The sequence below is a fragment of the Alphaproteobacteria bacterium genome (genome assembly GCA_018667735.1).
Lineage (GTDB): Bacteria > Pseudomonadota > Alphaproteobacteria > Rickettsiales > JABIRX01 > JABIRX01.
Window position 1 is genome coordinate 15548 of sequence record JABIRX010000040.1, and the last position, 25390, is coordinate 40937.

Here is a 25390-nt window from a genome sequence, read left to right on the forward strand (position 1 = left end):
ACTTAATTTAGCTAAAATTGACCAGGATGTAAAGCAGTTATTTTAAATTGAAATAATTTACAAAAGATTAACAATATAACCATTAATCTCTCCTTCCGACTTTTCTATAGAAACATATATAGAGAACTCTCTAATTTCGCCAGATATATTGGCCTTAACCACACTCCTTACAAAACCATCTGGACTATTATGCAATTCTTCTATTACCGAGCTAATTTCAGGAAAAACTAACAAGAAGTCTGAATTATTCAAAGGTTTATCCTTAAATATCGCTTTAGCAGATTTATTAAATAATTTTACTTTTTTATCTATATCTAGAACAAATATTGCGGCAGGCATATTACCTAAAACTACCTCCAAAAATTCTTTTTTAGCACTAATGATTTGATTGGATAAATTTAAGTCACTAGTTTTTTGCCCCAACAGCTTAACCATGTGATTAAAAGACCTAACCAAAACTCCTATTTCCTCAGATTTAGATCCAGCTTTTATCCTAATGTTATATTTACCTTGTGATACTTGCCTAATAGCTAAAACCATATCCATCAAAGGCATAAATATTTTAGAAGAATAATTAAATGCTAATAATATTACAGAAAAAATAATCAAAATCATTACAAAGCAAAATATAATCACAGATTGAGATTTAACCTTTCCTATATTTGTTTTTAATTTACCATAATTCGAGTTAGCATCTGTAGCATTCTTAACATGTCCTATTATCTTGTCGCTGATTAACCTACCCACAATGATATATGTGTTTGGCATCGTACTAACTTCCATAATTGCGCGGACATAGTTATCATCAGCATCTAAAACAACGCTATAACCCAACTCATTTGGCTTAAATTGATTCTTTAGATCAAAATTCTCCACCTGCGGAAAGAACGAAAAAGAAGTTTTAGCCAAGACTTTAACCTTATCTTCATTATGCACAAAAATCACTGCCTCAGTTAATGACAAAGTTGCAGCCCTACCAGAGAAATTATGATCAAATTTAGCCGGTTCTAATAAAATTTTAGTAGTATTTTGTTCAACAAATTTTTTAATATTATACAAATCATCAATAATTGCTTTTTGCTGCTCTTCTATGTAAATCTCACTAATAGCAAGCGACTCTTTTAGCGTATGATCAACTATACCGTTAAACCAACTTTTAGAACTAAAATGGAAAAAATAAGCAGAAAATATTAGCACAATAAAGACTGGTAATATGCAAATTGAACTAAAAAATAAGATTATTTTTGTCTGAAACTTGAATATAAATAGGTCTTTATTCTTTATGTTAAAGAATTTTTTTGCTTTAAAAACAAAAAAACAACTAATTATAAAGACATTACAAAAATCTACTATAACTAACCATTGTGGAAAATTATTGGCAAGCTCATTTACTGATGAAGCGCTAAATAAAAACGCAAAATTTATCGCGCCAAGCAAAATAGTTACAATAATCAACAATAATGTTGGCTGCTTTAAATTAGCTTTATATTTAAGTAAATTTTGAATTATTTTTCTCATAAAATTTAAGTACACTGAAATTTATTTTATTTAGCATTTTAGTCAATAACAAATTAACAGATCATCCAAAATAAATTAAATCTTATGCATTAAACTGCAAATCCACTAACTTCTTATAAAAACCATCCTTGCTATATAAATTATCATGAGTGCCGGACTCTATAATCTTGCCCTCATCTAAAACTAAAATATGATCCGCATCTTTCACGGTGGAAAGCCTGTGCGCTATTATAATTACAGTCTTCTCATTCTTATCATTAGTCAGGACCTTTTGCAAATATTGTTCATTTTGACTATCTAAATTACTAGTAGGTTCGTCAAGTAAAATTACATCCGAATTTCGTAAGAAAGCCCTTGCAATTGCTAATCTTTGCTTCTCACCCGATGATATCCTAATACCCTTTTCACCAATAAAACTATCATATTTTTCAGGCAAATTATTAATAAACTTATCAGCCTTGGCCATTTTGACAGCTTGCTCAAGCTCTTTATTACTTGAGTTATGATTTGCAAAAAGTAAATTCTCTTTGACCGAGCTTGAAAACAAAAAACTATCTTGTGGCACTAAAGCAAAAACCTTTCTTAATTGGCTTAATTTATATTTTTTTATATTCTTGTCATTTATTAATATTTCCCCTTGATCAACATCATAAAATCGCTGAAGTAATTCAACTATAGTGGTTTTTCCTGCACCGCTACTGCCCACTAAAGCTATCATATCACCTGGCTTAATTTTAAAACTTAAATTATTTATAGTGTTCTCAGCCCTTGATGGATAAGAAAAAACTACATTTTTAAATTCTATAGATTCAAAGCTAACTATATCATCTGTGCCATCAACTATGATAGCCTCCTCCTCTAGCAGAGCAAATAATCTGGAAGTTGACCCTTTAGCTTTTTGGATATTGCCAAATACTTCGCTCATTGCGGCAAAGGAACCTGCCATTAAAATGGTATAAAACAGAAAAGATGAGAACTCTCCTGTAGTTAACTCACCCGCAAAAACCTTAACTCCTCCCTGATATAAAATCACTGCAACTCCAGCAAAAACAATGATCACTACTGTTACCGTTAAAAATGATCTTATTAATATTCTTAATTTTGCAATTATTAAGCTACTTCTCATGGAGTTTTTAAATTTTTCTTTGACGAAATCTTCATTAGCATATGCTTGTATAAGCTTAACCAAAGAGATATGCTCCTCCATTACACATAATAAATCTGCTTGTCTATCTTGGGATATTTTAGAAATTTCTCGTAACCTTCTACCTAACAAAAGTAAAGGCAAAATTACCACTGGAATCAAAGCGAAAACTATTAAGGTTAATTTAAAATCCAAATATAATAAGATAATTAAACAACCTAAAAACATTAAGCTATTTCGCAAAAATATCGATACACTAGAAGAAATAGTACTTTGCAATATTGCTAAGTCATTCGTAATTCTGGAAATTAACTCTCCTATTTTATTTTTTTCAAAAAATTCAGGGCTCAAACCAATTAAGTGATTAAATAAATCAGTCTTAATATCTGCTATTACTTTTTCACCATAGTAAGTAATAATAAAAAACCTACCAAACATCGCAAAAGCAAGTATCGTTACAATTAGCAGCAACAAAGCTAGAGATTTCAACAAAATTCGCTGCTCACCAGAGGAAAATCCACTATCAATAAAATACCCTATGCCCTTCCCCAGAGCTAACATTGAGAAGGAAGTAAGAACAACGCAAACTAAAAATAAGCAGAAGGGTAATTTATATGGTTTTATATATTTAAGAAGCTTACTAAACATTTATTTTAATAGCGTAATTACTTTCTAATTCTGCTGCTAATTTATTAACCAAACTTATACCATCCTTATTTTGCCATTCATTTTGCTTGTATGAAAAATAATCTGCTCCACTAAATGGCGATGAATACCAAATTTTTTCAGTAGCTGAATGCTGATTTATAACATAGGTTCTATCACTTTCATCAATAATCTCTAAAATACCATCATGAAATTCTATAGATAATTTTGCTTCTATATCAATATCCTCGATTTGATCAGCCATATTTTCTAAAAAATTCCCTGCTCTGGTTAAAAAACTTTGTTCTGACATAAAAATACATAGCTGTTAAGTATTAATTAACTAGCAACTCAATAAAATACAATAATTAATTATAAATAAAGATATTTACAAATTGCCTTAAAAAAAAATATATTTATCATTTTGGGCATGAATAAAAAAAGCAAAAACAAAACCAAACTTAAATTCATCTATTTTTTTTGTATCTTCTGCTTAATCTCCCTAAGCTTGTTAAGCATTTTACTTACCACAATTTATTACAGATTACCCGATGTCTCAACCATAAAAAATGTGGAATACAAGCCCTTAATTCATGTATATGACAATAATAGTGAATTACTCAAAACTTATGGTACTGAAAATAATAATTACATAATTTATGAAGAATTACCTGGTTATCTTGTTGATGCTGTACTTGCTATTGAAGATAGAAAGTTTTTTAACCACATAGGTATTGATTTTATGGCTCTACCCAGAGCCTTTATCACCAATATTATATCCGGCTATTATGCACAGGGTGCTAGCACCATAACGCAACAATTGGCAAAATTATATTTCTTAAGTCCTGAGAAAACACTTAAAAGAAAAATTACTGAAATGCTTTTAGCCCTAAAATTAGAAAGATATTACAGTAAAAAAGAAATTCTCGAATTATATCTAAATAAAGCTTATTTTGGTTCTGGTAATTATGGAGTTCATGCTGCGTCATTCGATTACTTTGGTAAGAATGTTGAAGAAATATCTTTGCATGAAGCAGCTTTATTAGCGGGATTACTAAAAGCACCAACTAGGTTCTCTCCCAAAAACAACCCTGAACTATCAGCAAAAAGAACAAATTTAGTATTAGAGGTAATGCTAAAAAATAATTTTATTTCAGAAGAAGAATACGTAGTTAGCCTATATCAGGATAACGCCTGGGACGGAAGTCTATCTAATACTGATAATTATAAATATTATTTAAATTATATTTTAGATAATATTGAAGAAACTCAAATTTTTCCCTTTAATATCAACATCAACACAAGCTTTGATCCAAAACTAACTAAAATTATTGATCAAAAAATTAACCAATATTACAAATCAGAAACCAAATTAAAAAATACGCAAATTGCTGTTATAGCTATGTCTTATGATGGCGCAATCAAAGCAATGTTTGGAGGTTATAATTACAAAAAAAGCCAATATAATAGAAGCGTTCACGCCAAAAGACAGCCAGGTTCTGCTTTCAAAATATTCACTTATATCGAAGCTTTTAAATATGGTTATGATAGTGATGATAAAATTATGGATGAAGAAATTATCATAGATAATTGGCAACCTAAAAATTATGATGGCAAATATAGAGGAGAAATAACTCTTAGAGAAGCGTTTGTACGCTCAATAAATTCAGTAGCTGCTCGCCTTGCAGATGAAGTAGGTATTGCTAACATAATTAATAATGCTAAATCTCTTGGTATTAATTCAACAATACCAAACTACCCTTCTATTGCGCTTGGCACTAATGAGGTTACTTTGCTAGAAATGGTGAGCTCTTATACTGCGATTGCAAATGGAGGATACCAAATAAAGCCATACGCCATCAATAACATTACTGACAATTACAATAATATTTTATATCAAACAGAATATTATAAAGAAAAAATATTAAATAAAAAAATTGCAAAAAAAATCTCCAATCTTCTACATGGGGTTGTTATATGGGGCACAGGTAAAAATGCGCAAATTAATGGAATTACAGTTAGTGGTAAAACTGGAACGTCACAAGATTATCGCGATGCATGGTTTATTGGTTATACAGAAGATTTGGTGCTAGGAATTTGGTTAGGTAATGACCAAAACAAACCTCTAGAAAATATCTCAGGAGGTAGCTACCCCGCCCTATTATTTGCCGATATATTATATCAATATTATAAATAAATCTCATATTTTTTTCATATACACACAAAACACTCTAAAAAACAGAAGCTAATATATAAAAAGATTAAATAATAGTAAACTCAGATATATATATATTATCTTTTGTGTTTTTATATGTTTTTAAGTGCATATCTCTTGCGCAAATATTTTTCTTATATGTTTTTTTATCATTAAGATAGTAACTAAAATTAACTGCTATTTTACAACGCACATATTTTGCAAATAAAATATTTATGTAACTAACAAACTCCTCATTTGCTATATTGATTAAATTTTCATTCCCAACATCATGTAATTTTAACTTTAAAATCAAATTATATTTTTCTTTATCTATTTTTTTAAGAGCATAAGAAACAATGGCAGGATGATCTCCTTCTAATTTGTTAATTATTATATTAGATTTACATAATAATTTTTTATCACTCTGCTCTATTACCTCAACTTCATTAAAACCATATTCAGTCAATAAATTACACAATCTGTTCTGAGTATCTAGATTATTTCCGAAGAGATTTCTATTGATTAAACTAAAGAAAATAACGAGTAAGAGTTTAAATATTACAGCCAATTTATAGCTAGAAGAATGATTAAATATTAAGATCCTCACTTAATTCTTTTGCTGAGAAATATTGTTGCTCTTGTATAAATTTGAATCTTAACTCGGGCTTTCTTCCCATAAGAGAATCAACTTTAGAGCTTGCATCTTCTGCATTTTCTTCATTTAATAACACTTTGTATAAAGCGCGCTTTTTTGGATCCATAGTAGTTTCCTTTAATTGCTTAGGTGTCATTTCGCCCAGACCTTTAAACCTACCTAATTCTATTTTTTTATATTTACGCTCTAATTTAGCTATAATCGTAGATCTTTCATTATCATCATTGGCGTAATAAGTAACCCCTCCAGCAGTAATACGATATAAAGGTGGTATGGCTAAATAGAGATGTCCATTTTTTACTAATTCTTGCATCTCTTTATAAAAATATGTCATTAATAATGATGCAATATGCGCACCATCAACATCAGCATCTGTCATAATTACTACTTTTTCATAGCGCAAATTTGTTTCATCATAAGAAGATCTTGAACCACAACCAAGAGCGACATTTAAATCGCTAATTTCCTGATTAGCTAAAATTTTATCTCTACTACTACTTGCTACATTTAAGATTTTACCTTTTAGAGGCAATATTGCTTGGGTCTTTCGGTCTCTTGCTTGCTTTGCTGAACCTCCTGCCGAATCACCTTCCACTATGAAAATTTCTGTCCCAGCAGCTTCCGTTCTAGAACAATCAGTTAATTTACCTGGTAATCTTAATTTAGATAAGATGGTTTTACGGTTAACTTCATTAAATTTCTTACGGTTAAGCCTCTCTGCAGCCTTGTAAATAAAGTAATCTAGCAAGATATTTGCTTGCTTATTACAATCTATTAAAAAATGTTCAAATTGGTCTCTAACTACATCCTCTATTCTTTTGCTAACTTCCCTACTCACTAACTTTTCCTTAGTTTGGCCTTGAAATTGTGGCTCTGAGATAAAAACTGATAATATAATTATAGAGCCATTTAAGATATCATCACCATTAACATTTAAATTTTTCTTATTTTGTAGATTAGCAAAATTTTGCACACCTTTTAAAAGAGCTGACTTCATGCCACTAACATGAGTTCCACCTAGTGGGGTTTTAACTGTATTACAAAAACTCTGCAGATGCCCATCCGTATATTCGGGCCAAGCAATACACCATTCAACTCTACCTCCTGCTGCTAAATTCTCGTTTCCTGAAAATTTCTTTTCAATAACCAGCTTCTCACTACCACAAATATCTGTTAATAAATCTTCAATACCATTTGGAAAGCAAATTTCCTCCTTTACTGGAACATTCTGAAATTCTTGATATGAAAGCCAATGTATTTTCACTCCTTTGTGCAAATAAGCTTTAGCTTTGATAAATTTATATAATTTTTCTGGTTCAAAATGCGCTTGTTCTGTGAAAATTTGCTCATCTGGTACAAAAGTCACTTTTGTACCAGACTTTGTTTTGACCTCCTCTATAAATTCTAATTTTGAAGTAACTACTCCTCTACTGAAACTTTGACGATAAAGCTTTTTATCCCTCACTACTTCAACTATAACCTCCTTCGACAAGGCATTAACTACAGATATACCAACACCATGCAAACCACCGGAAGTTTGATATGCTTTATTACTAAATTTACCCCCTGCGTGCAAAGTAGATAAGATAACTTCTAAGGCTGATTTATCCGGATATTTAGGATGTTTATCAATTGGAATTCCCCTACCATTATCTGAAATTGAAATTTTGTTGTTAGCTTCAAAATTTACTTCTATTTTAGTAGCATAACCAGCTACTACTTCGTCCATAGAATTATCAAATACTTCTGCAATCAAGTGATGCATCGCATTTAAATCTGTGCCCCCAATATACATACCTGGACGCTTTCTAACTGGCTCTAAGCCCTCTAATACTTCTATGCTATGCGCATCATATTCATCGTTTTTTTTATTTGTTTTTGTAACTTGCTTTAATAAATCAGTCATTTATGCTGTATCGGTGGATTTTAAATTTACGAGATTATCCCTAAAAAACAAGATACTTCTTATTATTTTCAAAGAAAATATGCTTTCAGAAATACAATCAACAATAGAGAATCAAGGAACTTCAATTGAAGCTTGGTTTGCAGAAAAGTTTAAACAATATCCACCCTTCATCTATAATTCTGTTGATTTGCGTTATTCGGGTCACAAAATAACTGCAGTAGACACAAATATATTCCCAGCAGGATTCAATAATCTATCGGCTGCAGCAAGAGATGCATCTGCTCTGGAGTTAAAAAAATATCTCCATAAAGATATTGCTAAAATTTTATTAATAACTGAGTTCCACACTAGAAATCTTAAATATCTAGAAAATATTTCAACCCTTAAAAAAATTATCGAAAATACAGGTCGTGAAGTTTTTTTAGCATCATTTAACCCCGAATTTACACAAGCGATTAATATAGAAGATGCCTTGGGGCAAGAATTAACCATATATCCACTAGAAAGAAAAAACGACTCTATCATTACCATAAATGGTTATGAGCCAGATTTAATTATCTTTAATAATGACTTAACTTCGGGTAGCCCTGAAATATTGAAAAATATCAAGCAAGAAATAATCCCACCTACTGGTATGGGTTGGTATCGCCGTACAAAATATGAACATTTCCAAAAATATAATCACATAGCTAGCGAGTTTGCTAAGGAGTTTAATTTTGACCCATTTTTTATTACTACAGAGTTGGGATTCTGCAAAAAAGTAAACTTTAAAGAACGAAAGGGCTTAGAATGTATTGCTTTAGAGACCGAAAAAACTCTACAAAGAATTAACGAAAAATATAAACAGCACAACATTACTAGCGAACCATATGTGTATATTAAAGCTAATCAAGGCACTTATGGCATGGGCATAATGACTGCTAAAAATGCAGATGATGTTTTTGCAGTTAATAAAAAAACTCGTAACAAAATGAACAGCCTCAAAAGCAAGAAATTAAATGAGCAGATTTTAATTCAAGAAGGTATAGAAACTATTGATAATTATCAAGGAGCACCATGTGAACCATTTATTTACTTAATAAATGGTAGAGCAACAGGTTCTATTCTCAGAATAAACGCCAATAAAGATGCCCAAACCAACTTAAACTCTACTGGAGCTGAGTTCATAGCAGCAGATAATCTTAAGGATTTTTCTACCAAGTTACCTACATATGCTGTAATAGCTCAGCTTGCAGCACTTGCCGCAAAAATGGAAGAATATCAAAATGAGTAAAAGCTTAACTATTAGCGGCTGGGCTCAACATCCTATGCTAATTAGCCAAAACCTCACAGAAATCAGTGATTATTATAATTACATTACTCACAAGAATATCAATTATAATGAGCTTTCCTCACATTATGACTTAATTATAGGCTGGTCACAAGGTGGACATATTGCACTTAAAATTGCCCAAAGATTACATATCCCCAAAATTGTTCTTATTGCTAGCCCATATGAATATTTGCATGAATCTCATGGTATAACTAGAAGTTTACACCAACAAATTGTAAATAACTTCAAAAACAATCCTAGATTATTTTTGAAAAATTTTAAAAATTATATTTGTGCTGGTGATAAATATTTTAGAAAAGTTATCACACAAATAAATAACTATGACTACAAAACTGAAAATTTGCTTTATTGGCTGAAAAAATTACCCGAAATTCCTAAGCTAGAATTAAAGGGTAATCAAGAAATCATGTATATTTATGGACAAAGAGATCAGGTAGTTTCTAGCATGAGTAGAAAAAAATTTGCAACTAGCTTTAAAAATGTTAGGCTTGAGCTCTTTAAGGAGTCCTCTCATGTGCCCTTTTTAAGTGATAATATTAAATTCAATAAATTAATTCATGACTTTAGAACTAGTTAAACAAAATATTAGCAATAATTTTTCCTCAGCAGCTAAAACTTATAATCAATATTCTGAGCTTCAAAAAGAAGTAGCAGCCGAGGTTTTTTTTCGTATAAAAAACAAAATAATGCCAGGGCATCAAATTTTAGATTTGGGTTGTGGCACTGGTTACTTAGCCAAAATAATTAATGCTGAAATGCTTTTATCTGGCTTTTCTAATCCAGCCCTTAAGATTACTCAAGTTGATATATCACACGAGATGGTAGCAGCTGCGTCACAAATAAAAAACACTAAAACTATTCAAGCTGATATGGAGAAATTACCTCTGCCCTATGATAGCTTTGATATAGTTATATCATCACTTGCAGCTCAGTGGGGTGATCTTAGTAAAATTTTACGTGAGGTTCGCAGAGTAAAAAAAACTACCGCCCCTTATATCATTAGCACTTTAGGCCAAGAATCCTTCAAAGAAATCAGGCAAGATTTTCCTGAGATAAATCTAAGAAATATGCATAATATTGATAGTATTAAAAAGAAATTAGAAGAAGCAAAGATTCCCAATTTATTTGTCAAAAGGCAATTAATCAAAAAAGAATATAGCACTTTATTAGATTTCTTTTACGATCTTAAAAACATCGGAGCAAATACCCAAGAAAAAAAATCAACATTCACCAAAAGCCTAGTAAGAAAGCTTAAAGAAACTAAAAACTATCAACTGAGTTGGGAAGTAATTTATTTACAGAACTTTAATTAATTATGTAAAGCATAAAAACTTATTGCGGCAGCGTTTGATACATTTAGACTTTCTACTTTACTAGATATTGGTATTGAAACCATTAGATCTAAGTTTTTCTTCACTAAACTCCTAATACCCTTACCTTCACTGCCCAAAATTAAAGCTATTTTTTCATATTTTTTTAGATATGAAACATCATTCTTCGCGTTACCATCTAGGCCAGCTAACCAAAAATCATGAGGTTTAATTTTATTTAATAATTTAGTTAAATTAGTTATTTTATAAATATTGAGATGCTCAGACATACCAGCTGACGCTTTTAATAAATGACCATAATCTGAAACTGAATTATGCTCTGTAACAATTAAATCATTAAACCCAAAAGCTACCATAGAGCGAATAATAGCCCCTATATTTCCAACATCAGTAATTTGATCTAAAACTACTAATTGCTTTATGTTAGTAATGTTTTCTAATAAGTTTTGCTCTTGAAATAAAGTTGGCTTGCTAATTTCAACCGCTATTCCTTGATGGTTAACCTGCTCAACGAAATATTTGTTGAAATCTTTGAAATTTATTTGTCTGATCTTTTGCTTAAATAGCAAAACAAATTCTGGCTGATTTTGATATTTATAAAAATTCTTTTCAGTAATTAAAACCTGTAAGATTTTCCTTTTATTTACATTAACTAGCTCTTTTACTGCATTAATGCCATATACCCACAAATTATCAGACACTATCTTCCTATTGCTTTGGAGTAATCTGTCATTAGATTAGTGGTGATATCATGACAGGTAAATTGATATTTATGTTTTTTATCTTTAGTTTCAATAGAGTTAACCCTAGTTATTTCAGCGGCAGTTCCAGTTAAAAAACAATCTTGAGTTTCAGCTAATTCTTCAGGCTTTATTCTTCTTTCAACAACTTTATAACCTCTTTCCTTTGCAAGATTAATAATTGTTTGTCTTGTAATACCATTTAAAAAACGATCCGCTTTTGGTGTATGTAATTCATCATTAATAATAAAAAACATATTAGCACATGTAGCTTCGGCTATATAACCTTCAAAATCCAGCATAATCGCTTCATTATAACCTTCTCTTTCCGCTTTATGCTTACTTATAGTGCAAATCATATATAAACCTGCTGCTTTTGAGGCCGAAGGAGCAGTATCTGGCGCTGGTCTTTTATATTCAGCAAAAACCATATTAATGCCTTTCATCTTAGCATCCACCGAAAAATATGGAGGCCAAGTCCAGGTAGCAATAGCAACATGCACAGAATTCTCTTTAGCGCTAATTGCCATTCTTTCTGAACCACGCCATGCAAATGGTCTGATATAACCATTGCTGACTTTTTGTGTTTTTACAATTAATTTTGTTGCTTCTTCTAGCTCTTCTACACTATATGGAATTGTGTAATCTAATAATTTAGCAGAGTTAATTAACCTCTCTGTATGCTCTCTCAATTTAAAGATGTTATTATTATAAACTGCGGTTCCTTCAAAAACGCAATTTCCATAATGCAAGCCATGATTTAATACATGCACCTTGGTTTCCTGCCACTCTACCAGCTTACCATTATACCATATGTAACCATCTCTTTTATCAAAAGGTATTATTTCTGTCATATATTTTTTTTTATTGCTAACCACTTTTTAGTGGATAGAATTATTTTTAGCAAGAAAAACTATATGTCTAAGAAAATACCAGAATCAGAATTACAAGATTGGCTAAATTATCTGGAAAAACCGGATAATAGTCTAACTAGCAAAGATGAATCCAAAATACCCAGTAAATTAATTATTGATTTGCATTTCCAGAATTTAAATCAAGCGGTTAGTATTATGGAAAATAATTTACACTTTGCTTACACACAGAAAATAAGCAATATTGAATTAATAACTGGCATTGGTAAAAATGAACATAGTCAATATGGGGTATTATATATTGAAATACCCAGAATAATTGAAAGTAACAAAGCTAAATATAAAATCTCCTCTTTTGAGCGTGACCATAAAAATCCAGGCATGATAAATATTAAGTTAAAAATATGAAATATAATCTAAAAAACAAAGCTTTTAGCTTAATTGAACTATCAATTGTAATCTTAATTATAGCTATTTTAATAGTTATAACCTCAGCTGCTACAAAAATAACTTACTCAAGTAAATTAAAAAAAATATATAGTGATTTTGCAATCTATGACAGAGCATTCAAAGAATTCTCTTTCCAGTATAATCAATTACCTGGCGATTTACCAAGCCATTTTAATTTTTGGTCAGACGCAAATTATGGAGATGGAAATGGTGATATATTATGGTATAGTGAGGGTTATTATGCTTGGGAACATTTAAGCAAAGCCGCACTGATTGTTGGTTCATTCGATGGCACAACTAACGCAACATATGATGCAATCGCAGAAAGCAATGTACCCAAAACACAACTAACCGATATTTTATGGTCTGCTTTTGGAAATTCTAGTAAAAATAATTATTCTCTTTTTATCGGAAAATCAACCAGCTCTTTAACCAGAATAGACGAAAACTCTCTGAGTCCAAAAACCAGCTTCTTTCTAGATCATAAATTTGATGATTCATACCCAGAAACAGGCTCTATCAGAATAGATCTAGCATTAACTAATAGCAATTGCATAGATGATATAACCGGCAACCCAAAGAACTATAACAAATCTTCCGATACAGAAAGCTGTGATCTGTATTTTATTTTAAATTAAGTAGAGCACCTATACAGCCTAGCAGCACAAAAAAAATAATATAAAAAACCACTCAACTACAGAAAAATCTTAGTAATAATTACTTTTCCTTGCCCTAAAGCAATTCATTTAGCAATAAATTACTGATAGCTAATTAGTTTTATTTTTAACTTTTCATTAAAATTATAAAAAAATATCTAAAGAGGCGAATAACATTTAAAAATAAATTATTAAATGGAACAAGCAAAGCAACAAGACTTATCCTCAAGAAATTTATTTAAAACAAATGCCTAGAAACACACGCTACTATTATTAAGTAGACTCTAGCGCGATACCAATGCTTGAAAAATTCCACAAATTAAAGAATGAAAAAATCTTCATTCTTTAAAATTAAGAGCCCCAAATATAAACTGCAGCAAATAGAAATAGCCAAACTGCATCAACAAAATGCCAATACCATGCGGCAAACTCAAAACCTAAATGATTTTCTTCCGTAAATTGCCCTTTCTTAGCGCGTAAATAACATACTAATAAAAAGATAGTACCCACAATCACATGAAAGCCATGAAAACCTGTTGCCATATAAAATATTGAGCCATAAGTAGTTTCACTAAAACTAAAATTATGTGCCAATGCGTGATGATATTCATAAACTTGAAAACCTGTAAAGATAAAACCAAGCAATACTGTACAACCAAGAGCTTGAACTAACTCTTTGTGGTTGTTATTTAACAAAGAAAAATGCGCCCAGGTAACTGTTGTGCCAGATAACAATAAAATTAGCGTATTTAAAAATGGTAAGCTCCAAGGATCAATAGTTTTAACCTGCTCTTGAGGCCATACTCCTTCTTTAACAGCCCAAGCACCATCTAATATATCAGCTGGAAAGAAATTTGCATGGAAGAAGGCAAAGAAAAAGGCAAAGAAAAACATGCCCTCTGACACTATAAATAAGGTCATCCCTATTTTAAGACCTTTTCTAACTGGGGCTGTATGGGCTTTATCTTCTTTTGCTTCCCTAACTACATCTCGCCACCACACATACATACTATACAACACCAACAATAAGCCAGCAGGTAACATAATTTTACCAGCAGGTACTTCATGCATAAAAAACACACCGCCAAGACAAAGTATAAAAGCTGCGAATGAAGATAATATAGGCCACGGACTTGGGTCTACTAAATGGAACTGATGTGTTTTCATATATATAATATTATATTTTCGTGTATATTATTAAAAATTATTATTTACTCAAGATTTTTCTTTTAGCAAACCATTGTAATAACATGAAGATTTATGTACTCCATTGTAATTTGGCAATATTTCTTCCAAATTATGCAATTGAATCTGCATGTCAAAAAAAGTTAACTGCTTATCTTTGGTAATACTATCTTCACTCAAGCGCTTTAAATAATCTCTTGTAACAATTTCAGAATTTATATTTTCAACAATCATTGCAGCTATATTAAAAATAAATTTAGGTAAATATGCCACTTTAATATTTCTACCCATTTTTTTATTTATCATTATAATCAGTTCCCCTAAATTAAAAACATCAGGACCAACCAAATAATAAATACTGCTCTTATGTTGCTCAGCAAATAAAATCTTAGTTAAAGCCCTAGCTAAGTCATTCACATATACTGGCTGAATCAAACTATTGTTTTTTTTAGGCAAAGGAAAACATGGTAATATTTTTGATAATTTAATAATTCTATTAAAGAAGCTATCCTCTAAACCAAACACCAAGCTTGGCCGTATAATTATAGCCGCTGGAAATTCTTCTTTAACCAATTTTTCACCCAAATATTTTGCGGTTGAAAATTTTGATATAGCTTTAGTACATAAAGAAGAAATATGTATAAATTTTTTCACTTTATATTTTGCACAAAATCTAGCGATCAATTCTGGTAGTTTTGCATAATAATCATTAAAATCAGCTTTTCTTTTAATCTTGTTAGAACCAACTAAATTTATAACTACATCACTATTTTTGATTATTTGCTCAAGCTTATCAATATCTTTTAGCAAATTAGCTTCTATCAAGTTAATTTGACCAACTGAGCCAGCCACTTTAAGAAATAGGCTTTTATTTGCATTTCTTGAAACTAGATTTATTTTCAAGCCTGTTTTTGCTATTTCTTTTACTAGATACCTGCCAATAAATCCAGTTCCACCAAGTATAGTTATTGTTTTTAAATCTAACATTTTCACCTTATATGCAGTTATATGATATGAGTAAAAAATTAAGATTTAAGCTTTTTTTTCTTTAGTCAGAAATGATTTTAACTGACCACAAGCAGCAAAAATATCTTCACCCCTAGTTTTCCTAATTGGAGCCTCAATACCCGCATTAAAAAGTAGTTCAGAAAATTTATGTATTCGATTATTAGAAGATGAGCTATATTCGCAGCCTGGCCAACTATTAAAAGGAATTAAATTAAATTTTACAGGAATATTCTTCACAATATCTAGCAACTCCTCTACATGCTCTTTAGTGTCGTTGACATTTTCAAGCATAACATATTCAAGCATAATTTTTTGCTCTGTATGCACTACATAATCTTTGCACACTTCGAGCAACTCTGCCAAAGGGTATTTTTTATTAATAGGCATTATTTCGGTCCTGAGCTGCTCATTAGATGCATGAAGTGAAATTGCCAAGCCTACTTTTAAATCATTCTTCATATCTTTAATCCGCGGAATAATACCTGAGGTAGAGACTGTTACCTTACGCCACGAAAAATCAAAACTTTCTGCCAGAATTATGGTTTTGCAAACTTTTTTAACATTATCATAGTTTAACAATGGTTCACCCATCCCCATAAAAACAATATTAGTTATTAACTTTCTCTCTGCCGCAAATTCACCTACCAATTGCTTTGCATAAAATATTTGGGCTATAATTTCTGCTGTTGTAAGATTTTTTTGCCATAATTGTGTGCCTGTGTGGCAAAATTTGCAATTTAAAGTACAGCCCACTTGGGAAGAAATACATAAGGTTCCTCTTTTTTCTTCTGGTATAAAAACTGTTTCTATTTCTTTACCATCTGCTAAGGCAAAAAGCCATTTTATAGTGCCATCTTTAGATTTCTGCTCAGTTACTATGGAAAGCTGATTAATCGCAAAATTATCTTTGAGGTAATTTTGTAATTTCTTAGGCAAATTAGCCATTTCATTAAAATCACTAAAGCCTTTCTTGTAAATCCAATTCCAAATTTGTTTAGCACGGTATTTTTCAAAGCCGGCCTCTGCTATGTCTGCTGCTAAATCATTAAGGGTTAAATCAAAAATATCACGCATCAATCTTCCGCCTCAAAAAAACTATATGATAAAGTAATCTGTGTTACATCCTTAAGGTAAGGGTCATCTTCTATTGCTGGATCTATATAAAATGACACGGGGAAATCCATTTTCTGCCCTGCCGCTAATTTTTGTCTATTAAAACAAAAACATTCTATTTTACTAAAATAAGCACCAGCTTTAGATGGCGTAATGTTATAAGTAGCAGTCCCCGTTAAGCTCTTCTCTGAGATGTTTTTAGCTTCATAAAACACTAGATTATTCACACCAGATTTTGTTTTTATTTTTCTTTGCACTGGCTTAAAAAACCAATCCAGGTGACTATCTGCGTTAAAAAAAACCTCAAAATCTCTTTCCCCTATTTTTTGTGATTCATATTCCACTATCTTTGGTGTACCTCCAAACCCCGTAACTTTGCAAAATAAATTATACAGTGGAACTGAGGCAAAGGCTAAACAAAACATGCCTATTACAATAGCTAAAACTGCATATAATGTTTTTAAGTTTGATTTATCTTTCATTAAAAATACGGCCTTTCAAAAGTAATATCAAAATGTTGCCCTGTTCTTACCATATAACAACGCCCTTGGCCACCTTTTTTTATACTTCTCATGCTTTTTTGTTTTACAAAACATTCTAAAACATTTGATTTATTACCCACCAGTCTGATAATTGATAAATTGTTACGATCATAAATAATACTTCTTTTTATATCAGGGTTTCTAAATTGTTCTATCTTTCTAACTAAACCAGCATGATATAAATCCCCAACGAAAAGCTCGTCATTAATAATCCCCTTAATGATAACTCTATCATTGTAAATATTGTAACTAAAAGTTTCTATATTGGGAAAATGTTGTGATGATGTTTTTACATGACCAACATAATATTTTTCGCAAGCTACAAAAAAGAACATTGTAAAAATAATGATTGCTTTAGATAAAAAATTCATTTTAATATTCTTATTATATAAATTATTATTCATGTGCTATGTTAAAAAAAATCTACACAACTCTATTTTTATTTCTAATTTGCCATAATGTACAGGCAAAAAACTTAGAACATATTTTTGAAGATTGGCATGTTTTAACTAGCTCCAAAGAGCAAGATAAAATTTGTTACATAGTTGCGGTGCCAAAAGAGGAGTCTGGAAACTACACTAATAGATCAAAAGCATATTTGGTAGTTAGCAAATTTAAGGATAGAGAGCCAGAGATCAGTATATCAGGGGGTTATCCATATCAACTAGGTAGCGAAATAGAGCTTTTGATCAAAAACCAACCTTATTTTCTACGTAAAATAGAGGGGGAGTTAGCCTGGGCTGAAAATAGCGACACAGATAAAATAATTATCAACGCAATGAAAGCTGGCAGTGTGGTTGATGCTAAAGCTACTTCAACCAAGGGCACATATTCTATAGATACTTACTCTTTAATGGGTTTTACTAAGTCCTATAGCAAAATGTTAGAACTTTGTAAATAACTCAGCTAGACCTTGCAAAGTAAGAGTTTAAATATATATTAATAAGGCTTTTTTAATTAACAAGTTAGAACAAAATAATGCTTATATCAATTGTGGGTCTTCAATGGGGAGATGAGGGTAAAGGAAAAATAGTAGATTTTTTATCAGATAACTCAGATGTAGTAGTCAGATTCCAAGGTGGCCATAATGCAGGTCACACCATAGTAGTAGAAGACACAACTTACAAACTAAGCTTATTACCTTCCAATATTTTAAGAGAAGGCAAAATATCTGTTATTGGTAATGGCGTAGTTGTAGACCCTTTTCACCTAATCAAAGAAATTGCTCAAATAGAAGCGCAAGGGATTAAAATAGCTGATGAACAACTAATAATTGCTGAGAATGCTAATTTAATTTTACCTTTACATCAAACTATAGATGAAGTTTGTGAGAAAATTCGTTCAAATGAAAAAATTGGCACTACTAAAAGAGGTATAGGTCCTGCTTATGCAGATAAGGTTTCCAGAAAGAATATCCGTGTTTGTGATTTAGCTGATTTTGACATTGTAGAAAGAAAAATAGATGAATTGCTAAAATTTTATGGCCCAATTCTTACTTCTATAAATAATGTAACTGTAAGTAAAGCTGAAATTTTGCAAAAACTAAAGGAAATAGCTCCGCAGATCCTAAAATATGCAAAGCCTGCTTGGAAATTACTTAATGACTATAAAAAGCAGGGTAAAACCATCATGTTTGAAGGTGCCCAAGGTGTAATGCTAGATAATGATTATGGCACTTATCCTTATGTTACTTCCTCCAATACTATAACTAGTCAAGCTTTCACAGGAAGTGGTGTTGGTTGCGATAAAATTGATCATAATATTGCAATTGTAAAAGCCTATACAACGCGAGTTGGCGAAGGACCTTTCCCCACTGAATTATTTGACGATATTGGCCAACATTTACAAGAAAAAGGTCATGAATTTGGCACTGTAACTGGAAGAGATAGAAGATGTGGCTGGCTTGATTTAGTGCAATTAAAACAAATGATTACCATTTGTGGCATAAATTCTATTGCCTTAACCAAATTAGATGTAATGTCCGAATTAAATAATTTAAAAATATGTTACAAATATAAAGCCTTAGATGGCACTGAATATGATTATTTACCAGCATCACAAAAACTTCAAGCAAGCTTAACTCCAATCTATACTGAAATGCCTGGCTGGAATAGTGACATAAGTTCTATCAAAAATTATGGAGACTTACCAGAGAATGCGAAAAAATACATAGAATTTATTGCCAACAAGCTAGAAGTAACTATTGATATTGTATCAACTGGCCCGGCTAGATCTGCTACTATTATTAGAAAAGATTTTTTTGCTAAGACAAATAGCTAAAAACGAGTTAATTAAGTAACTTATTTTACTTAACTAAACCTATAACACCTGCTGCAATTTTCTTACCTGAGTGGCCAGCTGGCTGAATTTGAAAATTATCACGCCCTGCATGTAGCACTACGGCTCTACCAATAATGGAATTTCTTCCTCTTAAACTTATTTTTATATCTGTAAATTCTGTACTCACTACACCAGATTTATTTGCTCTAACATTTCCTAAATCACCTACATGCACTAAGAAACCATCTTTAGGATTACCATGCTTTACGTTAAAAGGATTGAAATGACCACCTAAATTATGGCCATGATTTCTTAAATCACCATATTCATGTATGTGAAAGCCATGTTCACCAGCTGAAATATTTTGCAATTCTACCTTAATTACAACATCTCCCTTTTTATCATAATTAAATTTGACCACTCCTAGCTTTTGCTCTGTTTCTAAATTATAAACAACAGCTACAGCTCTTTCTGTGGAACGAAGATGAGAAGCACATGAAGACAGAATTAAAGACAGAATAATTAAAGAGATTTTCATTATTTATTATTAAAATATTCTTTTATTTTTTCTAATGCTCTAGCTTCTATTTGTCTAATTCTTTCTTTCGAAACTTTAAATTCAACACTTAAATCTTCTAAAGTTCTTGGATTGTAACTTAATTTACGGTTATTGATAATATATTCTTCACGCTCATTGAGACAATTAACTGCTTGTTTTAACATTGCAAGATTAGCTTCTCTTTCTTGTTGATTAGCATATAAATCTTCTTGGCTTTCTGCATCAGAAGCTAAATTATCTATTAAACATGGAGCATCACTATCTCCACCCACTTGATCATATAGATAGATATCTCCACAATCTAAGCGTGATGACATTTCATTTACTTCTGCTTCTGTTACACCTAATTCATTAGAAATCAACTTAACATCTTCTTGTGCTAGATATTGTTTTTCGTATGATAAAATCTTGTTTTTTAGCTTGTTTAAATTAAAGAATAGTTTTTTCTGTGCAACTGTTGTGCCAATCTTAACCATAGACCAAGAACGCAACACATATTCTTGAATTTGCGCTTTAATCCACCACATTGCATAAGTAGATAAGCGAAAACCTTTAGTTACATCGAATTTCTTAACTGCTCGCATCAAACCTATATTCCCTTCAGAAATAATATCCATCATTGATAAGCCGTAATTTTTATAACTATATGCTATTTTCACAACTAGGCGCAAATGACTCGTAACTAACCTTTCTGCCGCTTTAACATCACCTGTATCGCGCAACTTATATGATAATATCTTTTCTTCTTCTGGCTCTAATAAAGGGAATACCGCTATGCTTTTAATGTAAGCACTGATATCCGATTCTGTGGTTAAAGCTGGTAATTTTATATTTGTAACACTCATAATCAATCTGTTATTCATCTCATGACCATTATTTTTAGTATATTTTAAATATTTTGTCAAATCATCTCTTAATCTGCCCCAGTGTTGTTTTAAGTCTCTTTGAAACATAAAATTGATATGTTTGCTTGCTAAAAGATGTATTTTGGATATAATCTGTAGCATATATTCATCAAGATAAATAATTTTATGTCACGATCATTTCCCCAAACTAGACTAAGGCGTAATAGAACAGATTCTTGGCTTAGAGAATTACTTAAAGAGCATTATTTGACAGTTAACGATTTAGTTTTACCTTTATTTGTGCAAGAAGGTGAAAAGCAGAAAACAGCAATTAAAGCACTGCCAGATATTTACCGCTTATCTATAGATTTACTTTTGGCAGAAATTAAATTAGCCATTAAATATGGTATAAAGGCAATTGCTCTTTTTCCAGTTATTGAGGAAAAATTTAAAACTATTGATGCTAGGGAGGCATATAATCACAATAATTTAATTTGTAGGACGATAAAAGCCATTAAAGCAGAATATCAAGATCAAATAGGTATTATTGCAGATGTTGCTTTAGATCCATATAATCAATTAGGGCATGATGGTTTAGTTAAAAATGGTAAAGTTTTAAATGATGAAACTATTAAAATTTTAGCAAAACAAGCTCTAACTTTAGCAACGGCAGGAGCTGATATTATTGCACCATCAGATATGATGGATGGTCGTATCGGCCATATAAGAACAGAATTAGATAAAGCTAATTTCACAGAGGTTAAAATTTTATCATATGCAGTTAAATTTTCTTCAAATTTTTATGGCCCCTTTAGAGATGCTGTTGGTTCTAGTGAGAATTTAAATAGCGCAAATAAAGATAGCTATCAGATGTCTTTTGCTAATTCATCTGAATATCTTGCAGAAGTTGAACTAGATGTTAATGAGGGTGCGGATATGATCATGGTAAAACCAGCAATTAGCTATTTAGATGTTATGCAAAAAGTAAAAGAGAAATTTTCTATACCTGTTTTTGCTTACCATGTAAGTGGTGAATATGCTTACTTAAAAGCTGCTGCTGAAAAAAACTATTTAGATTATGATAAAACCCTTGTTGAAAGTTTAATCGCATGTAAAAGAGCGGGGGCAAATGCTATTTTTTGTTATGACAGCCTAAATATTGCAAAAAAACTTCACAATAACAAGCTCATCTAATAATCATAAATAGTAAATTGTAGCATAAATTAAACTTTTAATAAGGCCTTCATCATAAAACCTAATTTTATATAAATTAACTGCTTTAAGATTATCTTACACTCACTGTCAATTTTAATTTAGTCATTTCATTTGGTTATACATTTAAAATAACCTCCTTTAGAAAATTAACCAAATATTTAAATCTACGTCACTTGATTAATAGCTCAAATATTTTTTATGTAACCTTATCAAAAATAACTATAAATTATCTAAAGATATATTCATATGGCTTTTAAATTTTATGTAGTTTTTTAACTCTTTCTTTATTGATTTTCTTATAAAAAGCTTTAAACATATTTTTAATAAATCTTAAAATTATTATGCGTTTTACATTACACTTAATTGTTGCAGTTATATTTCTAAACAATCCCACTTTTGCTCGTGATCAAGTAAAAGCTGTAGGTTCATCAACAGTTTTTCCTTTTATTGCATCTGCATCTGAGGAGTTTAGCCGCAGAACTAGCAATAGAGCACCAATCATAGAGGCAACTGGAACGGGTGGTGGTTTTAAAATTTTTTGTCAAGGCATAGGTTCTGCTTATCCTGACTTATCTAACGCCTCCAGACCAATTAAAGCTAGTGAGATTAGCTTATGCGCTAAAAATGGGGTAAATAATATTGCAGAAATTCAAATCGGCTTTGACGGCATTATTATAGCTAATAAAATAAATCATCATAAATTTAACTTAAGTAGAACAGAATTATTTTTAGCATTAGCTAAAAATGTACCAATTAATGGTAGATTAGTTAAGAATCCTTATCATTACTGGAGTGACATTAACCCGAATTTACCTAAACAAAAAATCTATGTTTATGGCCCTCCTCCAACTTCTGGTACCAGAGATGCTTTTGTTGAATTAGTAATGCATAAATCTTGTGACAAATTTAGTGAATTTAAAACTCAATATCCAGATAAAAAAAAGCGTCATAAGATTTGCTCGATAATCAGAGAGGATGATAAATATGCTGAAGCTGGCGAAAATGATAATATTGTCATTAACAAATTAAATAATAATCCAAATGCATTAGGTATTTTTGGTTATTCTTTTTTAGAAGAAAATTTAGATAAGGTACAAGCTGCAAAAATTGATAATTTTTCTGCTAGTTTTGATAATATTTCAACTGGTCAATATCCTATTTCTCGATCTCTTTTTGTCTATGTAAAAACTGACAATTATCCAGCAACAAATTCTCTACAAGCCTTTATTGAAGAATTAATCAGTGAAAATGCTATTGGTGAATTTGGCTATTTAACTGAAAAAGGTCTAATTCCTTTACCAAAAAATGAACTTATAAAAACCCAAAACAGAATCAAAAAAACTTTTCTATAAATTAAACCTCTTAAACTTATCATCTTCCTATTCCTACTGTACTTTGGGCTGTCCCAGCGTTCTCCACTTGAACCGCTCCTCCCTGTTGCTGTGCTACACTTGCTTCACTCAAAGCTCCAACATTTTCTCCTTCCAATATTTCACTTAACCTTTCTGTACTTAAACTTCTATCTGAACTAGCTCCACTACTAAGTGAGCTTCTTTCAGGTTCAAATTTAGCACCACCATTGCTCTGTAGCATTGGATTTTCAATACCTACGCTACCGTTTTCAGGATATACTTTATCAAATCTAACTTCTTGAGATATATCGTCTTTGTTTATCATCTTTGAAACTACTGATTTAAACATTTGTAAATACTTTCGACTTGGTTGTTGTTCCGCTGGTTGCTGCTCTACTTGTTGCTGCTCTGCTGGTTGTTGCTGCGCTGGGCTCTCTTTCTTAAACAGATTCTTTACCACTTGTGCTAGACTTTCTGGTTTTTGTTGCGTTTCTGTAACTGGATCAGCAAATTTACGCTCACCAACTTCTGATTCTCTAGCTAATTTTGGTTCTGCATTAATTTCAGCTAACTTAGCTTTTGCGGTTTTATATTTTGTTAACTGTTCACTAAATGTAGATTGAGTTTTATCCTTCAATTGTGGCTTTGCTTGACTCCTACCATCAAGAAAATTATTTAATATTGCTGTTTGACTACCCTCTTTTAAACAACTCTGCATAATAGCTTGTGCTTGACTCATCTCGGCACTACAAGCTCCCTTATCATGTTCGTTTCTTTCTTCTTGTGTAGCTGCTCTTTCTAACAAATCAGATAGTTTTAGCTGACCATGACTTATTTTATAATCTTGCTCTTTAAGATAATCCTTTGGTATTTTATCTGAAACTCTAAAGCCATACTTATCAGCGCCCTTTTTATCATATACATATTTTACACCATCAACAATAACTCCACCTCTAGATAACAAACCATCAACTGTTCTGGTCTCTCTTACTGTTCTGGTGCTATCTACAGAAAGATGAGTCCCTACAGCTGTTGGATCTTGAGCTTTACTAATAAAAGTTTTTTTTGTTGCAACCATTTCTTCCAAACTTCTCTTTGTTGTGGAATCTATATGTGTATATATTCTAGCTACTGATTCTTCTGCTATTTTAACTAAGTCTGCTTCGTTAAGAGTTGCTAAAATTGATGGTTTCTCTGCATCAGAATATTTTAGTGAGTCGCAAAATTTAGCTGCAAATCCATCTAAATCTGTACCTCTCTCTTCTATTGCCTTGTATTTTGTTTTTGCTAATTGTGTGTCTACTTCAACTTTTGCAGCTTTACTGACTTCTTTAGCAAGAGTAAAACCAGGTATTTTACCAAGAAATTCTGCTGACAATGCATTAACACTGATAGAGGCCACTTGGACTGCCTGACCTCCTAATCCTGCAGGATCTCTAGCTGAGGATAACTGTTGTCCTTTAGCTGCTTTTTGTAAAATAACTTTGCTTTCTGTTAATTTTTGTGAGATTAAGTCTGTCAAAATTTTAGCATTTTGTGCAGTCTTAAGATTTTCCCCATCCAGATTTGGTGAAGAGGATTGAGTTACTATTCTTAATTTATCCTCGGTTATAATTGGCTCTCCTTTAGTAAGTACAGATTTTGTAACTTGGTTTAAACTGCTTAAACCCTTAGCAGTTTTTAACACTTGCTTAATACCTTGGATTTCTGTTTTTAAACTTGTAATACCTGCTGAATTATCTTTCTTAAATAGGCTTGGACTTTCCTTTTTACTTTCTAATTCTGTTAACTCTTTCCTTTTACTGTTCAGTTTAGCTTGTATTGTTTGCTCGCTTAATGATTTC

The 25390-nt window shown here is 31.3% G+C and carries 25 protein-coding genes; 10 read left to right on the forward strand and 15 right to left on the reverse strand.

Annotation, left to right across the window (positions count from 1 at the left end):
* Positions 1-57: 57 nt before the first annotated feature.
* From HOH73_04190 to cyaY, 3 genes are all read right to left on the reverse strand, one after another.
* Entirely contained in the window at positions 58-1518 is a 1461-nt protein-coding gene (locus HOH73_04190; protein ID MBT5828054.1) for a hypothetical protein, read from the reverse strand.
* 82 nt (positions 1519-1600) lie between these two features.
* Positions 1601-3310: an ATP-binding cassette domain-containing protein gene (locus HOH73_04195; protein ID MBT5828055.1), complete on the reverse strand. Its 1710-nt coding sequence runs from the start codon at positions 3308-3310 to the stop codon at positions 1601-1603.
* Positions 3303-3620, reverse strand: a complete 318-nt coding sequence (cyaY, locus tag HOH73_04200) for an iron donor protein CyaY (GenBank protein MBT5828056.1) — start codon at positions 3618-3620, stop codon at positions 3303-3305. Before cyaY ends, HOH73_04195 begins: the two co-directional genes overlap by 8 nt.
* Before the next feature lie 195 nt (positions 3621-3815).
* Here cyaY and HOH73_04205 point away from each other — a divergent pair, with 195 nt between their 5' ends.
* Entirely contained in the window at positions 3816-5504 is a 1689-nt protein-coding gene (locus HOH73_04205; protein ID MBT5828057.1) for a PBP1A family penicillin-binding protein, read from the forward strand.
* 64 nt (positions 5505-5568) lie between these two features.
* Here the strand turns inward: HOH73_04205 and HOH73_04210 are convergent, their stop codons facing one another.
* Both HOH73_04210 and parE read right to left on the reverse strand, forming a co-directional pair.
* On the reverse strand, positions 5569-5970 hold the full coding sequence (locus HOH73_04210) for a hypothetical protein (protein ID MBT5828058.1): 402 nt from the start codon (positions 5968-5970) through the stop codon (positions 5569-5571).
* 121 nt (positions 5971-6091) lie between these two features.
* Positions 6092-8065, reverse strand: coding sequence for a DNA topoisomerase IV subunit B (parE, locus tag HOH73_04215; GenBank protein ID MBT5828059.1), 1974 nt, complete (start codon positions 8063-8065; stop codon positions 6092-6094).
* 79 nt (positions 8066-8144) lie between these two features.
* On the opposite strand from parE, the gene gshA reads away from it, so the two are divergent.
* From gshA to HOH73_04230, 3 genes are read left to right on the forward strand one after another with little or no spacing between them, the layout of a single operon-like run.
* Positions 8145-9338 (forward strand): glutamate--cysteine ligase, encoded by a 1194-nt coding sequence (gene gshA / locus HOH73_04220; GenBank protein ID MBT5828060.1) that lies wholly within the window; start codon positions 8145-8147, stop codon positions 9336-9338.
* Complete coding sequence (locus tag HOH73_04225; protein ID MBT5828061.1) at positions 9331-9975, forward strand: alpha/beta hydrolase; 645 nt, start codon at positions 9331-9333, stop codon at positions 9973-9975. The genes gshA and HOH73_04225 overlap by 8 nt, the downstream gene beginning before the upstream one ends.
* A complete protein-coding gene (locus HOH73_04230) occupies positions 9956-10711 on the forward strand; it encodes a methyltransferase domain-containing protein (GenBank protein MBT5828062.1) in 756 nt (251 codons plus the stop codon). Before HOH73_04225 ends, HOH73_04230 begins: the two co-directional genes overlap by 20 nt.
* Here HOH73_04230 and rlmB read toward each other — a convergent pair.
* Both rlmB and HOH73_04240 read right to left on the reverse strand, forming a co-directional pair.
* Positions 10708-11430, reverse strand: coding sequence for a 23S rRNA (guanosine(2251)-2'-O)-methyltransferase RlmB (gene rlmB, locus HOH73_04235; protein MBT5828063.1), 723 nt, complete (start codon positions 11428-11430; stop codon positions 10708-10710). The genes HOH73_04230 and rlmB overlap by 4 nt on opposite strands.
* Positions 11430-12323 (reverse strand): branched-chain amino acid aminotransferase, encoded by an 894-nt coding sequence (locus tag HOH73_04240; protein ID MBT5828064.1) that lies wholly within the window; start codon positions 12321-12323, stop codon positions 11430-11432. Before HOH73_04240 ends, rlmB begins: the two co-directional genes overlap by 1 nt.
* Before the next feature lie 30 nt (positions 12324-12353).
* Here HOH73_04240 and HOH73_04245 point away from each other — a divergent pair, with 30 nt between their 5' ends.
* The gene (locus HOH73_04245) at positions 12354-12749 is read left to right on the forward strand and encodes a Smr/MutS family protein (protein MBT5828065.1); all 396 of its coding nucleotides are present in this window, start codon (positions 12354-12356) and stop codon (positions 12747-12749) included.
* Entirely contained in the window at positions 12746-13429 is a 684-nt protein-coding gene (locus HOH73_04250; protein MBT5828066.1) for a prepilin-type N-terminal cleavage/methylation domain-containing protein, read from the forward strand. The genes HOH73_04245 and HOH73_04250 overlap by 4 nt, the downstream gene beginning before the upstream one ends.
* Before the next feature lie 369 nt (positions 13430-13798).
* Here HOH73_04250 and HOH73_04255 read toward each other — a convergent pair whose 3' ends face one another.
* Genes HOH73_04255 through HOH73_04275 form a run of 5 tightly spaced genes read right to left on the reverse strand, consistent with a single transcriptional unit; the run spans position 13799 to position 17699 of the window.
* A complete protein-coding gene (locus HOH73_04255) occupies positions 13799-14614 on the reverse strand; it encodes a cytochrome c oxidase subunit 3 (GenBank protein MBT5828067.1) in 816 nt (271 codons plus the stop codon).
* Positions 14615-14662: 48 nt separating this feature from the next.
* On the reverse strand, positions 14663-15619 hold the full coding sequence (locus HOH73_04260) for a complex I NDUFA9 subunit family protein (protein ID MBT5828068.1): 957 nt from the start codon (positions 15617-15619) through the stop codon (positions 14663-14665).
* Between the two features lie 45 nt (positions 15620-15664).
* The gene (rlmN, locus tag HOH73_04265) at positions 15665-16714 is read right to left on the reverse strand and encodes a 23S rRNA (adenine(2503)-C(2))-methyltransferase RlmN (protein MBT5828069.1); all 1050 of its coding nucleotides are present in this window, start codon (positions 16712-16714) and stop codon (positions 15665-15667) included.
* The gene (locus tag HOH73_04270; protein MBT5828070.1) at positions 16714-17235 is read right to left on the reverse strand and encodes a cytochrome c oxidase assembly protein; all 522 of its coding nucleotides are present in this window, start codon (positions 17233-17235) and stop codon (positions 16714-16716) included. Before HOH73_04270 ends, rlmN begins: the two co-directional genes overlap by 1 nt.
* Positions 17235-17699, reverse strand: coding sequence for a hypothetical protein (locus HOH73_04275; protein MBT5828071.1), 465 nt, complete (start codon positions 17697-17699; stop codon positions 17235-17237). The genes HOH73_04270 and HOH73_04275 overlap by 1 nt, the downstream gene beginning before the upstream one ends.
* 5 nt (positions 17700-17704) lie before the next feature.
* Here HOH73_04275 and HOH73_04280 point away from each other — a divergent pair, with 5 nt between their 5' ends.
* Entirely contained in the window at positions 17705-18196 is a 492-nt protein-coding gene (locus HOH73_04280; GenBank protein ID MBT5828072.1) for a hypothetical protein, read from the forward strand.
* 74 nt (positions 18197-18270) lie between these two features.
* On the forward strand, positions 18271-19575 hold the full coding sequence (locus HOH73_04285; GenBank protein MBT5828073.1) for an adenylosuccinate synthase: 1305 nt from the start codon (positions 18271-18273) through the stop codon (positions 19573-19575).
* Positions 19576-19600: 25 nt separating this feature from the next.
* On the opposite strand, the gene HOH73_04290 is transcribed toward HOH73_04285, so the two are convergent.
* On the reverse strand, positions 19601-20113 hold the full coding sequence (locus HOH73_04290; protein ID MBT5828074.1) for a superoxide dismutase family protein: 513 nt from the start codon (positions 20111-20113) through the stop codon (positions 19601-19603).
* Positions 20113-20979: an RNA polymerase sigma factor RpoH gene (rpoH, locus tag HOH73_04295; GenBank protein ID MBT5828075.1), complete on the reverse strand. Its 867-nt coding sequence runs from the start codon at positions 20977-20979 to the stop codon at positions 20113-20115. The genes HOH73_04290 and rpoH overlap by 1 nt, the downstream gene beginning before the upstream one ends.
* 186 nt (positions 20980-21165) lie before the next feature.
* Between rpoH and hemB the strand changes: the two genes are divergently transcribed.
* Both hemB and HOH73_04305 read left to right on the forward strand, forming a co-directional pair.
* The gene (gene hemB, locus HOH73_04300; GenBank protein MBT5828076.1) at positions 21166-22173 is read left to right on the forward strand and encodes a porphobilinogen synthase; all 1008 of its coding nucleotides are present in this window, start codon (positions 21166-21168) and stop codon (positions 22171-22173) included.
* Positions 22174-22535: 362 nt separating this feature from the next.
* The gene (locus HOH73_04305; GenBank protein ID MBT5828077.1) at positions 22536-23546 is read left to right on the forward strand and encodes a phosphate ABC transporter substrate-binding protein; all 1011 of its coding nucleotides are present in this window, start codon (positions 22536-22538) and stop codon (positions 23544-23546) included.
* Positions 23547-23565: 19 nt separating this feature from the next.
* On the opposite strand, the gene HOH73_04310 is transcribed toward HOH73_04305, so the two are convergent.
* The coding region (locus HOH73_04310) for a hypothetical protein (protein ID MBT5828078.1) at positions 23566-25390 on the reverse strand (1825 nt) is incomplete at its 5' end.

Excerpts from the sequence above, each read along its gene's own strand:
- parE (MBT5828059.1), bottom strand. The coding sequence starts at position 8,065 with ATGACTGATTTATTAAAGCAAGTTACAAAAACAAATAAAAAAAACGAT.
- HOH73_04305 (MBT5828077.1), top strand. The coding sequence starts at position 22,536 with ATGCGTTTTACATTACACTTAATTGTTGCAGTTATATTTCTAAACAAT.
- rpoH (MBT5828075.1), bottom strand. The coding sequence starts at position 20,979 with ATGAGTGTTACAAATATAAAATTACCAGCTTTAACCACAGAATCGGAT.
- HOH73_04225 (MBT5828061.1), top strand. The coding sequence starts at position 9,331 with ATGAGTAAAAGCTTAACTATTAGCGGCTGGGCTCAACATCCTATGCTA.
- HOH73_04260 (MBT5828068.1), bottom strand. The coding sequence starts at position 15,619 with ATGTTAGATTTAAAAACAATAACTATACTTGGTGGAACTGGATTTATT.
- HOH73_04250 (MBT5828066.1), top strand. The coding sequence starts at position 12,746 with ATGAAATATAATCTAAAAAACAAAGCTTTTAGCTTAATTGAACTATCA.
- gshA (MBT5828060.1), top strand. The coding sequence starts at position 8,145 with ATGCTTTCAGAAATACAATCAACAATAGAGAATCAAGGAACTTCAATT.
- HOH73_04230 (MBT5828062.1), top strand. The coding sequence starts at position 9,956 with ATGACTTTAGAACTAGTTAAACAAAATATTAGCAATAATTTTTCCTCA.
- rlmN (MBT5828069.1), bottom strand. The coding sequence starts at position 16,714 with ATGCGTGATATTTTTGATTTAACCCTTAATGATTTAGCAGCAGACATA.
- HOH73_04240 (MBT5828064.1), bottom strand. The coding sequence starts at position 12,323 with ATGACAGAAATAATACCTTTTGATAAAAGAGATGGTTACATATGGTAT.
- HOH73_04255 (MBT5828067.1), bottom strand. The coding sequence starts at position 14,614 with ATGAAAACACATCAGTTCCATTTAGTAGACCCAAGTCCGTGGCCTATA.
- cyaY (MBT5828056.1), bottom strand. The coding sequence starts at position 3,620 with ATGTCAGAACAAAGTTTTTTAACCAGAGCAGGGAATTTTTTAGAAAAT.
- HOH73_04195 (MBT5828055.1), bottom strand. The coding sequence starts at position 3,310 with ATGTTTAGTAAGCTTCTTAAATATATAAAACCATATAAATTACCCTTC.
- HOH73_04290 (MBT5828074.1), bottom strand. The coding sequence starts at position 20,113 with ATGAAAATCTCTTTAATTATTCTGTCTTTAATTCTGTCTTCATGTGCT.
- hemB (MBT5828076.1), top strand. The coding sequence starts at position 21,166 with ATGTCACGATCATTTCCCCAAACTAGACTAAGGCGTAATAGAACAGAT.
- HOH73_04280 (MBT5828072.1), top strand. The coding sequence starts at position 17,705 with ATGTTAAAAAAAATCTACACAACTCTATTTTTATTTCTAATTTGCCAT.
- HOH73_04270 (MBT5828070.1), bottom strand. The coding sequence starts at position 17,235 with ATGAAAGATAAATCAAACTTAAAAACATTATATGCAGTTTTAGCTATT.
- HOH73_04275 (MBT5828071.1), bottom strand. The coding sequence starts at position 17,699 with ATGAATAATAATTTATATAATAAGAATATTAAAATGAATTTTTTATCT.
- HOH73_04190 (MBT5828054.1), bottom strand. The coding sequence starts at position 1,518 with ATGAGAAAAATAATTCAAAATTTACTTAAATATAAAGCTAATTTAAAG.